11 protein-coding genes are annotated in these 13852 nt (G+C 38.1%); 6 read left to right on the plus strand and 5 right to left on the minus strand.

The window, feature by feature from the left end:
• Positions 1 to 54: 54 nt before the first annotated feature.
• Positions 55 to 450 carry a VOC family protein gene (locus tag V0410_RS01015; RefSeq protein ID WP_330745941.1) on the minus strand — a complete coding sequence of 132 codons (396 nt, stop codon included), beginning with the start codon at positions 448 to 450 and terminating at the stop codon, positions 55 to 57.
• A gap of 96 nt (positions 451 to 546) precedes the next feature.
• The gene (locus tag V0410_RS01020; protein WP_202843153.1) at positions 547 to 1233 is read right to left on the minus strand and encodes a Crp/Fnr family transcriptional regulator; all 687 of its coding nucleotides are present in this window, start codon (positions 1231 to 1233) and stop codon (positions 547 to 549) included.
• A 365-nt stretch (positions 1234 to 1598) separates the two neighbouring features.
• Between V0410_RS01020 and V0410_RS01025 the strand changes: the two genes are divergently transcribed.
• On the plus strand, positions 1599 to 2324 hold the full coding sequence (locus V0410_RS01025; protein ID WP_227941628.1) for a YoaK family protein: 726 nt from the start codon (positions 1599 to 1601) through the stop codon (positions 2322 to 2324).
• Positions 2325 to 2373: 49 nt separating this feature from the next.
• Here V0410_RS01025 and V0410_RS01030 read toward each other — a convergent pair whose 3' ends face one another.
• The 3 genes from V0410_RS01030 to V0410_RS01040 form a co-directional block, all read right to left on the minus strand.
• Complete coding sequence (locus V0410_RS01030) at positions 2374 to 3189, minus strand: DUF4249 domain-containing protein (RefSeq protein WP_330745942.1); 816 nt, start codon at positions 3187 to 3189, stop codon at positions 2374 to 2376.
• Positions 3190 to 3192: 3 nt separating this feature from the next.
• Positions 3193 to 5523: a TonB-dependent receptor gene (locus tag V0410_RS01035; RefSeq protein WP_330745943.1), complete on the minus strand. Its 2331-nt coding sequence runs from the start codon at positions 5521 to 5523 to the stop codon at positions 3193 to 3195.
• 322 nt (positions 5524 to 5845) lie between these two features.
• Complete coding sequence (locus V0410_RS01040; RefSeq protein ID WP_330745944.1) at positions 5846 to 6829, minus strand: helix-turn-helix transcriptional regulator; 984 nt, start codon at positions 6827 to 6829, stop codon at positions 5846 to 5848.
• A 197-nt stretch (positions 6830 to 7026) separates the two neighbouring features.
• Here V0410_RS01040 and V0410_RS01045 point away from each other — a divergent pair, with 197 nt between their 5' ends.
• The 5 genes from V0410_RS01045 (at position 7027) to V0410_RS01065 (ending at position 13633) form a co-directional block, all read left to right on the plus strand.
• Positions 7027 to 7746 carry a DUF6796 family protein gene (locus V0410_RS01045; RefSeq protein WP_330745945.1) on the plus strand — a complete coding sequence of 240 codons (720 nt, stop codon included), beginning with the start codon at positions 7027 to 7029 and terminating at the stop codon, positions 7744 to 7746.
• A 156-nt stretch (positions 7747 to 7902) separates the two neighbouring features.
• Positions 7903 to 8505, plus strand: a complete 603-nt coding sequence (locus V0410_RS01050) for a TlpA family protein disulfide reductase (protein ID WP_330745946.1) — start codon at positions 7903 to 7905, stop codon at positions 8503 to 8505.
• A gap of 9 nt (positions 8506 to 8514) precedes the next feature.
• Complete coding sequence (locus V0410_RS01055; RefSeq protein WP_330745947.1) at positions 8515 to 9006, plus strand: hypothetical protein; 492 nt, start codon at positions 8515 to 8517, stop codon at positions 9004 to 9006.
• Positions 9007 to 9082: 76 nt separating this feature from the next.
• Positions 9083 to 9871, plus strand: a complete 789-nt coding sequence (locus V0410_RS01060; RefSeq protein WP_330745948.1) for an SDR family oxidoreductase — start codon at positions 9083 to 9085, stop codon at positions 9869 to 9871.
• A 276-nt stretch (positions 9872 to 10147) separates the two neighbouring features.
• Positions 10148 to 13633 (plus strand): glycosyltransferase family 117 protein, encoded by a 3486-nt coding sequence (locus V0410_RS01065; protein ID WP_330745949.1) that lies wholly within the window; start codon positions 10148 to 10150, stop codon positions 13631 to 13633.
• Positions 13634 to 13852: the final 219 nt, after the last annotated feature.

The raw sequence follows: 13852 nt of genomic DNA on the forward strand, positions 1-13852 counted from the left end.
TATAACAAGAAGACCCGCTGATGAACAGTGGGTCTTTTTTTACTGATATTAGGATTAGCTGAATTTCTTCACAGCTTCTTCGCTTACCGGAGTAAAAAAGTTAATCATATTGCCATCCGGATCACAGAACAGGAGAGATCTGTTTCCCCAGGGCATCGTGGTCGGCTCCTGAATAATTCGGGAAGTCATACTTTTAATCCTTTCGTATTCTTCGTCAACATTTTTAACCATAAATTCAATAATGGTTGATTTTGTCCCTGCGAAATCTGTAAGACCTTCCGAAAACATCTGCATGGTCCGGGTACTTCCGATAGCGATTGTGATAGAATCAGCAGAGAGTTCTGCAAAATCTTCCGTATACCAGGTGGCAGTTATGTCTGTAACCTGTTCATAAAATGCTACTGTTGCTTTGATGTCTTTACTGATGAGTCTTAATGAGGTAAGTTTCATAAATACTATTTGTTTAAACTAATTTTAAACAAAGGTAACAGGTGTTTATGACAACAGCTTGTCAGTAGAAATCAAGCTCTTTAATCTCAAATATGATTAATAAAAATTAGCGATATGAATTAATCGCTTAATATCAGTAATCTGGATTTTCCTTCCTTCAGATCTGATCAGTTTTTCCTGCTTGAAATCATTGATGATACGGGCTAAGGTTTCTCTTGCAGTTCCCACCATATTGGCAAGATCCACACGGGAAAGGGTAATGAATACTTCATGGTCAGGTGTGTCATTTGATGTATACTTATCATGAAGAATCAGTAAGCTGAGAGCTGCTCTTTCACGGACTGTACGATGGGATAAAACTGCAATAAGGTTCGCCATTACGCTGAATTCATGGCTTAAAGATTTCAGCAGCAGCCTCGAAAGCACTGATGACTGGCTCAGAATATCCAGAAAACTGTCTTTTGAAATAAATGAGATCACAGAATTTTCAAGGGTTGAGGTCGTATCTCCGTAAGATTCATTGCTCAGAATGGCAGAATATCCGAAAAATTCACCGGAACTGTAAATGTAAATAATCTGCTCCCTTCCGTCATTATCTACCTTGTATTTCTTTATTTTACCTTCGTTCAGGTAGTAAACGCCATTGGGTTTCGTTCCGTCAGTAAATATGGGTTCATTTTTACGATAGTTCCTGGTTTTCATAGCTCCTGTAAGAAGATTTTTATCATACTCAGGGAGTTCATCAAAAAGATACTGATTGTTAAAAATAAATTTTGAGATCATAATTTTTCTATACAGGATATTGGATGTACGTTCAGTTTTTAACTTAAATCACATTTTAAACCGATCTAAATCACAAGATTTTTTTCCTGAACGAATTACTTTTACAAAAGTAATGAAATTGATTCTGAAATAAGAAACAGAAGATCTCATAGAGGTCTGGAAGCGTTTTCAGAATCATCATTTATTACTAAAAAATAGGATTTTACGTTAAAGGGGAAATAGTAGATCTATAAAGAACACTGGATAAATATTTAAGCGGACATGTTTTTCACAGTTTGACGCTGACATTTCTAATTATTTTTTTTACTTATTTATTTTATCCGGTTGTTCTTTTCCTGAAGGAGAAGCTCTAATAGAAATTTAAAATGTTCAGACACAGAGGGAAAAACAGAACCTATTTTCACAATCTTAAGCTTGCATCAGTACTTTCATTTGTTGCAGGAATAGTGAATATTGCAGGTGTTTTATCTGTGAAAGTGCTTACTACGAATATAACCGGACATTTTGCCTTCTTTTCTGAAGAAATTCTTCTCGATCATTACAGCAAGGCACTCACTTATTTTATCTTTATTATATGTTTTCTGGGAGGAGCATTTTCATCCAGTTTTATGGTTGAATTTTCGTCCGGACACAAAATGTTCCGTCCGCATCTCATTCCTTTGATCACCGAAATTCTGATTTTAGGTTTTGTGGGAATAACAGGTGACCAAACATTGAAAATCTCAATATCTCCTTATGCAATTGCCGGGCTTTTGCTTTTTGCAATGGGCGTTCAGAACTCACTGGTAACAAGAGTATCACAATCTGTGGTAAGAACCACTCATCTTACGGGCTTATTTACTGATCTGGGAATAGAGCTTTCAAAACTTTTTTTTAAGGAAAGGGAAAACGAAAAGAGGCAGCTTAAAAAGAATATAGCCCTGAAACTGGTGATTATCGCCTGCTTTTTTGCAGGATGTATGATTGGTGGCTTTGTGTACAGCATGATTCAGCTTAAAACACTGCTTGTAACTGCGGGATTGCTCTTTGGCGTAATCAGGTATGATAAGTTCCTGTACCGGTATTACGCTTTAAAAAGGAAATTCAGATAGAAATACAATAAAAAAGGATATTCCGGTGTTGGGAATATCCTTTTTTAATTTATGGTGTTACAGGCTGGATCTCAAAAGTTTCCGTATCTGTTGTGTGGGCTGAAAAATAGCCTAATGCTCCGTTGCTGATATTACTCGGAGGATTAGCTGGAGTAGCAGTTCCGCCGTTGCCGCCCGAAATCTGAAGCAATGCACTGTAATAAGTAAACACATTGGTGTCGATAGACTGCATTTCCACATGAATTTTGTCTCCCGGCACTACTTCATGGTCGCGGCCCTTGTTATCGTCATTGGGAAGAATCAGAGGCTGTTGGTTCGGTAAGCCGTTATTGACATTGTCTGAAAAAGTATTCATGTATTTTTTTGGCAGATCATTAATCGTAAAACTGAAAAGATAACGGTTTCCTAATGGCATAGGGTCTGTAAAGAGTGGCAAAAGAGTGTAGGTGGTCTTATCACCAAATTTAAAAGAACTCTGTTCCAGTCCGTCAAAATATACTACCTCAGGCATTGTACTCTGAGCAGTATATTGTTTTCCTTCTGCCTGTATTTTTAATGTATACGTTCTGCCGGGCGTACCTACAAAAGTAGTGGTCTGATACATTCCGTTTCCTGTATAGTGAAGTGTTTCAGTCTGGCCTGTATCATCGCTTAAAACCACCTGGGCTCCGGTTACTGCAGGATACTGATTAGGTTCTGAAAATCCAACGGACTTTGTGATTTTTACAGTATAAGGTCCTGACTGATTGGTTACATTGCCTTCAATAACAATATTCCCGCTCTGATCGTTCAGATCCAGGTCTATTTCCTTTTCACAGGAGGTTAAGGCAAAGAGGGAAACTATGATATAAAAAGTATTTTTCATGAGTTAGAATTTGAAATTATAAGTGATATTAGGGACCCATCGGAATAAAGAGGTCTGCATGGCACGTGTTGTTCCCGGGCGGTCAGGATTGTCTTCAAAATTGATTGTATAAGCATTTTCTCTGCCGTACAGGTTGTAAATACCAAATGTCCATGAACCGCGGAACCGCTTATTGGAACTTGGTTCGTAAGTAGCACTCAGATCCATTCTGTGATATGCAGGCATTCTGTCAGCATTTCTGTTGCTGTACTGGAAGACTGTTTGTCCGTTCAGCTCATATTTTCCGGTAGGGAAGGTAACTGCATTTCCGGTACTGTATACGAATAGCCCTGAAAAACTCCATTTCGGATTAAGCTGATACGTTGCAACGACGGATAAATCGTGGGTTTTATCCATTCTGGCGTTATACCATTCATTATTATTGATTCCGTTGATCTTTCTTTCTGTTTTAGAAAGGGTATAGGAGATCCATCCTGTCAGTTTTCCGCTTTTCTTTTTGGCAATGAGTTCCAGACCGTAGGCTCTCCCTTTTCCGAATAACAGTTCACTTTCTACGTCGGCTCCCGTGTCAAAGCCAATCTGAGCCCCATTTTTAAAGTCGATCTGATTTTTCATGTCTTTGTAATAAACCTCAGCGTTCAATTCATAATTATTGTTGTTGAAGTTTCTGCTGTATCCTAAACTGATCTGATCTGCGATTTCCGGTTTTACCGTATAGCTGCTTCCTATCCACTGATCGGTAGGATTTCCACTGTTGCTGTTACTCAAAAGGTGAAGATTCTGGGTGTTTCTGGAATAACCTCCTTTTACACTGCTCACTTCGTTGATGCGGTAGTTGGCACTGATACGCGGTTCAATATTCACATAGGTCTTCCCGAATTTTCCTTTCTCTAAAAATTTACTGTCGGTTAATACACCATTCTCGTAGGTATTGAATGTATCACCTCCCAGTACACTGAACATGGAAAGCCTTGCTCCATAATTGATGGTCAGCTTTTCCGTTGCTTTATAATCATCATTGATGTAAACAGCATTTTCCCACGAGTATCTCGGATTTCTGGCAAAACTGCTCACGGTGGTACCGGAAGCACTGCTCGGAGTTAAGGTATGATAAATAGACTGCAGACCGAAACGTACAGAATGCTTATTTCCGGCAAACCAGGTAAAATCCTGCTTAAGATTCCAGTCACGGATTTTTGAATTTAAATCAAATACCGTATCATCATTTTTCAGACTGATTTTATAATCATAATTACTGTAAATAAATGAAGTGTTGGAGAATAGCTTACTGCTGATGATGCTGTTCCATCTCAAAGTGGCCGTTGTATTTCCCCAGTCTGTATTGAAAGTATCTCCCAATCCCAGAACATCTCTTCCAAAATACCCGGACAGGTAAATACGGTTGTTTTCGTTGATCTGATAATTGGCTTTCAGATTCAGATCGTAAAAATATAATTTGTTGTCTTTATAATCTTTATTGGCTTTAAGAAAAAGATCCGCATACGTTCTTCTTCCCGAAACAATGAATGATGATTTTTCCTTTTGAATAGGCCCTTCCACACTCAGCCTGCTGCTGATAAGCCCGATTCCTCCGTTGATGTTATAATCTTTGTTGTTTCCGTCCTTCATTTTAACATCCAATACAGAAGAAAGACGTCCTCCGTATTGTGCGGGGCTGTTTCCTTTGATAATGCTGGCATCTTTCAGGGCATCACTGTTGAATGTACTGAAAAAACCAAGAAGGTGAGAAGCATTATAAACAGGAGCTTCATCCAGAAGGATCAGGTTTTGGTCGGTAGCACCTCCTCTTACACTAAACCCGCTGCTTCCTTCACCGTTACTTTTGATCCCGGGTAAAAGCTGTATGGTTTTCATGACATCTTTTTCACCAAAAAGTACAGGAAGTTTCTCTATATTTTTAATACTTAACGTTTCTGCACCCATTTGAGCTGAAGTCAGGTTTTTATCCTTTTTGATGCCCGTTATCACCACCTCATCAATGGCTTTTTCTACAGATTCTGATGGAAGCAGCGGAAGATCAAGTTTTATATTTTGATCTACATTGATCTTCTGCTCAAAATCCTGATATCCCGGGTAGGAAATAATCAGGGTATAATTTCCTTCAGGTAATGAAAGAGAATAAAATCCATATTCGTTGGCAACAACATTGATGCTGGGATCTTCGCTTACTTTTACAGAGACTCCGATGAGCAATTCCCCATTTTTTTTGTCTTTCACGGTTCCACTTACGGAATACGTTTGTTGGGCCATTGCCAGTGTACTGAAGCAGAGCGCAGCGGTGGCAGCGGTAATTTTTAGAAAGGATGTTTGCATTAGTTTATTTTAAAGTAGTAGATCTCTTGTCTATGAGTTAATGTTTTGATACTGTTCAATGAGTTGGATGAATAGGGGATTTGTTACAGGTAACAATTTAATTATGAAATAAATCCATGGGAAAAGCAGACTTCCGGAAATGATAATGGCAAGGATAAAAGAGGACTGTCAGATAAAAAGCAGTATTATGCATAGTATATTAATTTATTGTTGTTTTTTAGTAGATTTTATTGAAAAACAAATTATTAACGACCGTTATTTAATTTTTATTATTATCCGGTATTAAAAAAACACAAATGAGCTTTTATAAGACTGCACGATGCTATCTGCTTCTGATCTGGCTTGGCAGGATATTGAATTTTCGTTTAAATGCTGATGAAAAATGTCTCGGATTTTTATAGCCGATATGGTCAGAAATTTCACTGATATTCAGGTCGCTGTCGAGAAGCATTTTTTTGGCCTGCTCCATTTTGAGATCATTCCAGAATCCGAAAACGGTAGTCCCGAAGAGCTCTTTGAATCCTTTCTTTAAAGTAAATTCGTTGGTTCCTACCAGATGGGCAAGATCATTCAGGGAACTATCTGCATTCAGGTTCTTTACAATATAATCCCTCACAGCGTACATTTTCTCTATATCTTTTTTCTGGAGAGAAGAAGATGAGGATTCACTGTCAACAAACTGTTCAAGCTGCAACAGAAGAAGTTCATTTACTTTAGCTTCAAGATAAATTCGTTTGAAAGTCCCTTTTCTGTTGCAGAGAATGATGTCGTTCAGAATCTGATACATATCATGGGTAATGCGGTTATGCCCGGCCTGTATGAGCGATGAATTCTGCTTATCAATCGAATTTCTGAATATTTCAAACAGTCCAGAATACTCAGGCAGAAATTTTTTAAAGAACTCAGGAGCAAGATTGATTTCGAATACATACATTTCCGGACCTTCGAATTCCATCCTGCCTTCCATATGATGCGCATAAATAATATTGTGCTGGTAGCTGTCAAACACTATTGTTTTTTGGAAGTTACCCGAAATGGCTTTGCTTTTTCCTTGCAGGGTAAAATGCATTTCTACCGAATCAAAATCACTCTCAAGGTGCAATTGAAGCGGTTTATTCAATACAATATTCCCAAAACTGATGTGGACATGGGTAAAGCTTATTTCGTGATAAAAACCATTTCCATAAGGAGGAGTCAGCTGGGTAATGGATTCCTGGATGCCTCCATCATCTAAGAAATAAGAGGAAGGATAATCCCGCTCCATAAGCATTTTTCCAAAGTTTTCATCATATAGCCGTACTGTCATTTCCTTTTGTTTGTTTGAATTTCCTTTTTACGGACTTTTTATTCCGTTTTACAGACCCTTTCTGTTGAATGTTTAGACTAAGTTTGCACAAAGGTAATAATTATTTAGAATCATTCTTAATAATTAAATTGCTTTTAAATAAAAGAAAGAAATAATGAAACGATGTACATCTTATATACAATTAATTATTAAAAATTATGAAATATTCAGGTAAAATAAACTGGTCTTTTGCTGCAGCAATAGCAGTGTCACTATGTTGGATTATTGGTGATATTTATGTTGCCGGATTTGATCCGGATCCATCAGATTATCCTTTGTTTTCAAAAACCTATGCAGATCAGGTAAATCTGGAATTTGCAACTTTAATGCTGGAAGGTTCCACTCCAAGGCTGATGTTTGGAGCTTTGATTGGTGCTCTTACCGGGCCTTTACTGCTTCCTGCCACGTGGCTGGTGTATCAGTTTTTCAAAGACACTCAAAAATGGTATGCAGTCTTTGTGTATTGGATCCTACTGGCAGGGGCGGTTTTATCACCTTTAGGACATGCCGGATTTTTCTATGTGGGGGAGATTTATAAAGCAGTTTATCATACAGACTCAGCCTCTCACCCTTATCTTCTGGAGATGGGAAGAGGTTTCATGAAAATGCTGAACATTGCCTGGGGAGCAGCCATTGGTGTACTGGCAGTGGGATGGATTTCCTTTGCTGTTTGTATTCTTTTCAATAAAACCCTGTTGCCGGGGTGGATGGCTCTGCTGACACCATTTGCGCTTACTTTGTTTATCATTCCTATAAAAAATCTTTTACCGCTTCCTTTTTCAGGATGGGTAGGAGGTGCCATATTCAATATTGCCTATCTGACATTTTTCAGTTCACTGCTTTTCTTTTTCAGAAAGAAATTGCTGAACAGGATTTAGCTATAAAAAATATAACCATGATCTAAACTTGAAATAAATGGAGAGGAAAGCCTTTAAATCTTAGAATTTAAAGGCTTTTTTACATTAAAAACTATCTTTTTGGGAATATTGATCGGAATATTAACCTTATATTGGCTGGGAATTAAGCGGAAGAATATGGAAAATCTGAAAATTTGGTTAAGAAAAAATGCTTCTACGGCAGTACTTACCGTATTGTTTATTATCGTTTTGGTGAATAAAGATGCAAAGGCATGGCTGATGAGGCAGGTGGCTTCCACCGGAATTCTCAATTCCAGCATATCAGAACCACAAAAAAAACAGAATAATGCAGCCAAAGTTTCCTATGCCGGATGGATGCTGAAAAATGAAGAAGGAAAAATTGTAGATACTTCTGCTTTACAGAACAAAGTGGTCTTTATTAACTTTTGGGCATCGTGGTGCCCTCCGTGCCGTGCCGAGTTTCCGTCTGTTCAGAAACTGTATGACCGGTACAAAAGCAATCCCGATATGGTATTTCTTACAGTGAACCTTGATGATACTCCTGCTCCTGGGAAATCTTATTTAAAGGAAAAAGGCTTTACAGTTCCTTTTCTTACACCGGCTGGAAATATACCTGATGTATTGTATAGCGGCTCTCTGCCCACAACGGTGGTACTGGATAAAAAAGGAGAAATACGCCTGCATCATAAAGGAGTGGCGGATTATAGTAAAGATTCATTTTATAAACAGATTGACGAATTGTTGAAAGAAAAGCCATAATTTTTAATAATGATGATTCCCTTTATACTGCCTGCTGTTACCGCAATAGAAACTGAAATTCTTAAAGAAAAAAGCGCCGTGCAGAACTTTCCAAAAGTTATAGCTTTTCCTTTTTCTGAAAACTATAAAAGGCTGGTTACTCAAATAAAAACAACAGAAATATCTTCTGAAACCATTCTGTACAATTCAGTGGATGCAGTCAATGAAAATAAAGAATTTAACTTGCCGGAGTACTGGTGTTTTGCTGGCAACGGACAAGGTGACCGATGGTTTCTGGACAGGGATCAGAAGGTTTTTTTCTATGATCATGATGATGACGGGAAGCTGAAGCCGATGCATATTGATTTTGAAGAATGGCTGCAAATGGCATTCATTATCCGTCAGCTGGATGGCTGTTTTGATCAATATGACCATATCCCGGAGCCGGTTCGTCAGGAGTTTTATAAAGCCCTGAATACCATTCATCCTACATTAAGTGATTTGTATCCGTTTACATTGTAACGGTGGTTTCTACCCATAATAATCTGAAGGTTTTTTCTTACATTTATCTATACCAATTACAACATCCAAAGATCTTATGAATATTCAACTCTTTTCAAAAAATGCTTTAGTAGGAGGGGCAACCCAGGGAATCGGTGCCGGAATTGCCATTGAACTGGCAAAATGCGGTGCTAATGTTACCGTTATGGCCCGCAACGAAGCCAAACTTAAAGACTTTGTTTCATCTCTGCCGGTCATCAATACTGATCAGAACCATGGATATCTGGTAGCAGATTTTTCAGATTTTGAAAGTTATAAGAAAATTATAGCAGAATTTTTTACTAATCATTCTGTAGATATTCTGGTGAATAATACCAACGGTCCGGAACCCGGCCTGGCAGCTGATAAAAACCCGGATGATTATCAGAAAGCATTTGATCTTCTTTTTAAAACCGTTTGTGAAACAACATTGCTGGCTTTGCCTCATATGATCCAACAGAAAAAAGGGCGTATTATTAATGTTTCTTCTCTTTCAGTAAAAGAACCGATCGGTAATCTGGCCTTGTCCAATTCTATCCGTTCAGCAGTAATTGCGTGGGCCAAAACGCTTTCCAACGAAATTGCACAACATAACATCACCATAAATAATGTCTTAACAGGATACTTCGATACTGAAAGAATTCAAAAACTGGTAGCTCATGAAGCGCAGCAAAGTGGCAATTCTGAAGAAGAAATAAAAAAGGCGAGGGAAAATAAGATTCCGATGAAAAGATTCGGACAGCCTGAGGAATATGGTCATCTCGTGGCTTTTCTGGCTTCGGAGTATTCAAATTATCTTACCGGAACAAGTATTCCTTTGGATGGAGGATTGAATAATACGTATTAAAAATTTACCATTTAAGAAATATAAATTCTTTTAAACCGCAAAAGTCACAAAAGTTTTTGAATTTGTTTCTAAGCTTTCTATCTTGAGTGTTAAAGTACATTTAAGTTATTTGAAATATTTGCTTTACTTCTTCTTATATGAACTTTTTGCAGCAATGTTTTTAAACTTAATTAGACTACGCCAAGACTTTTATGACTTTTGTGGTTTGAGAATAAAACAAGGTAAATGTAATAAACCCTTTGTTTCAGTTGTCATATACATATTGGAAAATATGATATGAAAAACTGGTCTTTTAAAAAATGGAACACCGTACTGGGATGGTTCCTTTTCGCTATTGCGCTTATTACTTATCTTTCAACGATAGAACATTCTTTGAGTTTCTGGGACTGCGGAGAATATATCTCTTCAGCTGTAAAGCTGGAGGTAACGCATGCCCCGGGAGCCGCTTTATTCCAGATTGTGGGAGCGGCAGCGAGTATTTTTGCATTGGGAAATACTGAAAATTATGCTGTGGTGATCAATGCCATGTCGGCGTTATTCAGTGCATTTACCATTCTGTTGCTGTTCTGGACGATCACCCATTTTTTAAGACGGCTTTTGCATAAAGACTTTGAAGAGATTACAAAACATCAGGAAATCTCTATCCTTTTTGCCGGAGCTATCGGGGCCTTATGCTTTACCTTTTCAGATACCTTTTGGTTTTCGGCTGTAGAAGGTGAGGTGTACGCAATGGCTTCACTGTTTATTGCGTTGCTGGTATGGCTCATCACGAAATGGGAAAACGAATATAAAGCTATTGACAGTGAGAGATGGATCATCCTTATTTTCTTTATCACAGGGCTTTCCGTAGGAGTACATATGATGTGTATGCTGGCTGTTCCGGCCATATGCCTGGTGTATTACGCCCGTAATTATACCTTTTCCTGGAAAAGTTTTATCATCGCCAATCTTGTTACTTTGGGAATTCTTGCCTTCGTGTTCAAGATTATTTTCCCTTTGATTATGACCCTCTTTGGACAGCTTGAAATTTTCTTTGTGAACGGTTTAGGACTTCCTTTTCATTCAGGGACAATTGCAGCGTTTGTTCTTATGTCCGTAATAAGTTATCTCCTGATTCAATATGCCAGAAAAACCAAAAAGAAAGTATATCAGACTGTGGTTTTATCCCTTGTCTATATGATCATTGGTTTTTCCTGCTGGCTGGTGATTCCCATCAGAGCCAATGCGAATCCACCGATGAACCTTAATGATCCGGATACGGCTATCGGAATGAGAGATTATTACAACAGAGTTCAATATGGTGACTGGCCTACCATTTACGGAGAAAATTATACCACATTCCTTGATAAAAACGGGTTGGAAAAAGATGAAGACGGAAGTTACAAAAGAGACATCACCGGAGATATTTATGAAAAAGATGAAAAAACCGGAACTTACAGAAAAACCGGAGAAAGATTCAACTATGTTTTTAATAAATCTCACATCAGCTTTATGCCAAGGATGTTTAATAAAGATAAAGAGGTGGTGGCAAATTACATTTCCTTGTATGGAGCTCCGGATTTTACCTTTAATTATGATAATGAAGATGTGGCAGACAATCCCGAAGCCCATCGTATTTTTGATGAACTGAGAGCAAAATATGAAGGAGATTCTATTACGGCAGAAGACTATCTGAAAGTAAAACCATATGATCTGATTAAGGTACAGCGCCCTTCATTTGCTCAGAATATGGATTATTTTATTTCTTTCCAGAACGGATACTACTTCGTGCGATACCTTATGTGGAATTTTGTTGGAAGACAAAACGATCTTCAGGGACATATGGAAAATACCAATGGGAACTGGATCTCAGGGTTTTCCTTTATTGATAATGCTCTGTTGGGTGATCAGGATCATATGCCTGCCCGGTTTAAAAACGAAAGTACCGTAAAGTTTTTCTTTTTACCATTGATTCTGGGGTTGATTGGTTTCTTTTTCCAGTTAAACAGAGACTTTGGAAGATTTTATGCCATTCTTTCACTGTTTATTCTGACCAGTGTGGGAATTGTTTTTTATACCGGAGTAAAACCTTTTGAAGTACGGGAAAGAGATTACGCTATGGTAGGTTCATTCTATGCCTTTGCCGTGTGGATCGGTTTGGGTGCGGGAGCCATCCTTTGGCTGATCCAGTCTAAGATTAAATCCAATGCAGCCAGCATAATGCTGGGAGCTGTATTGCTGGGAATTCCTTTTATGATGGGATTCCAGAATTATACTTCCCATGACAGAAGCAAAAAAACGGCAGCCCGCGATTATGCCTATTCATTATTACGTTCACTGCCTAAAGATGACATCATTTTTATTTATGGTGATAATGATACTTTTCCGGTATGGGCTATTCAGGAAACAGAAAGATTCAGGGATGATGTGAAAACCGTCAATTTTACCCTTTTATCCACTCCATGGAATATTGATCAGGTGAAAAGAAGAACCTATAATGCTATGGGAATTCCGGGTGAATTAACGCATGAGGAATATAGAGATGGCGTCAATGATCAGGTCTATCTGATGAAAAAAGAAGATTGGGAAGGACTTTTCCAAATGCTGAAAGAACAGGGAACGCCGGACACGGCTTTCAAGGAATACAGAAAATACCTGACTCAGGATTCAATGACCCTGAAGGATGCTATGAAATTCCTGAAACTCCAATCGTCCGAAAAAGATGAACTGCTGAAAATATACTTTGGCGAAAAGCAGTATGAAAAATACAATATTATTCCTGTCAGTAAATTTATCCTTCCCGTCAATAAAGAAAATGCTGTAAAAGCAGGCATTATTAATCAGTCTGATCTTCCGGATGCTGTGGATCACATTATGATCAATTATGAAGCAAATACTCTTTACAAAGGCAATCTGATGATGCTGGATATGCTGGCCAATTTTGACTGGAAGCGCCCGGTTAGTTTCTCTTCAGGCGGAATGTACGACAGTGAAAATATTTTTTATCTGGATGAATATCTTCAGTTTGACGGTTTCAGCTACAGACTGGTTCCCATTCATACGCCTCAGGGGCCTGATGGAGACAAAGGAAGGGTAGATGCCCAATCTCTTTATCAGGTGGTGAAAAATTTCAGATGGGGAAATTTTAAAGATCTGAGTATTTATTATGATGAAACAGCTACATCAAATATTTTGGGCTACAGAATGTCGGTGAGCAGGGCTGTATCTGCACTTGTGGCGGGCGGGCAGAGAGCGAAAGCTCTGGAGCTGCTGGAACTGGCTGAAAAAGAAATCCCTGCTGAAAAATATAATGATCCGCGTTCACTGAGTGCAATGGTTACCGGATATATTATTGCCGGACAGGAGCAGAAGGGGCTTCAGCTGGCAGAAAATCTCAAAAAAGGAATATTTGAAGAATATGATTATTATCAAAGTCTTGCTCCTTCATTTAAAGCAATGGCAAAAAGACAGATGATGTCAAAACCGATGGAATATGCATTGGTGGTCTCAGCTGTTACGGAAGGCTATAAAAAGACCGGGCAAAATGAAAAAGCACATGCGTATCTTTTAAAAGCAATGGAGCCTATCGACAAAAAATTCAATATCTTCATAAAAGGTCTGCAGCAGATGGGTAAAGAAAAAGCAATAAAAGAGTCTGAAAATGTACGCCAGATTGCTCCCTTTTATCAGTATCTGTTTAATGTTATGGAACCTTTTGATTCCACCTATTCCAGAAAAAAAGAAATTGAAATCACCAATGCGATGATGAAAGTGACACAGTAAAACTTAAATAAAAGCCTTTAAATATTGAATTTAAAGGCTTTTTTAATGTAAATCAGAATGAATAGAACCTCATTTTATCAACGCAAAGCTTTATCTGTAATTCTTATGATTGTAAGAGAGCAAAGAGGTTTGATCAATTTCATTGATCATTTTTATGCGGATGTATTACCATAACGCTTCATCTGCGACAAAGTCGCTCTTCTTCGCTTCCTTAATTAG

The organism is Chryseobacterium sp. CP-77 (assembly GCF_036362765.1).
Classification (GTDB): Bacteria; Bacteroidota; Bacteroidia; order Flavobacteriales; family Weeksellaceae; genus Chryseobacterium; species Chryseobacterium cupriresistens.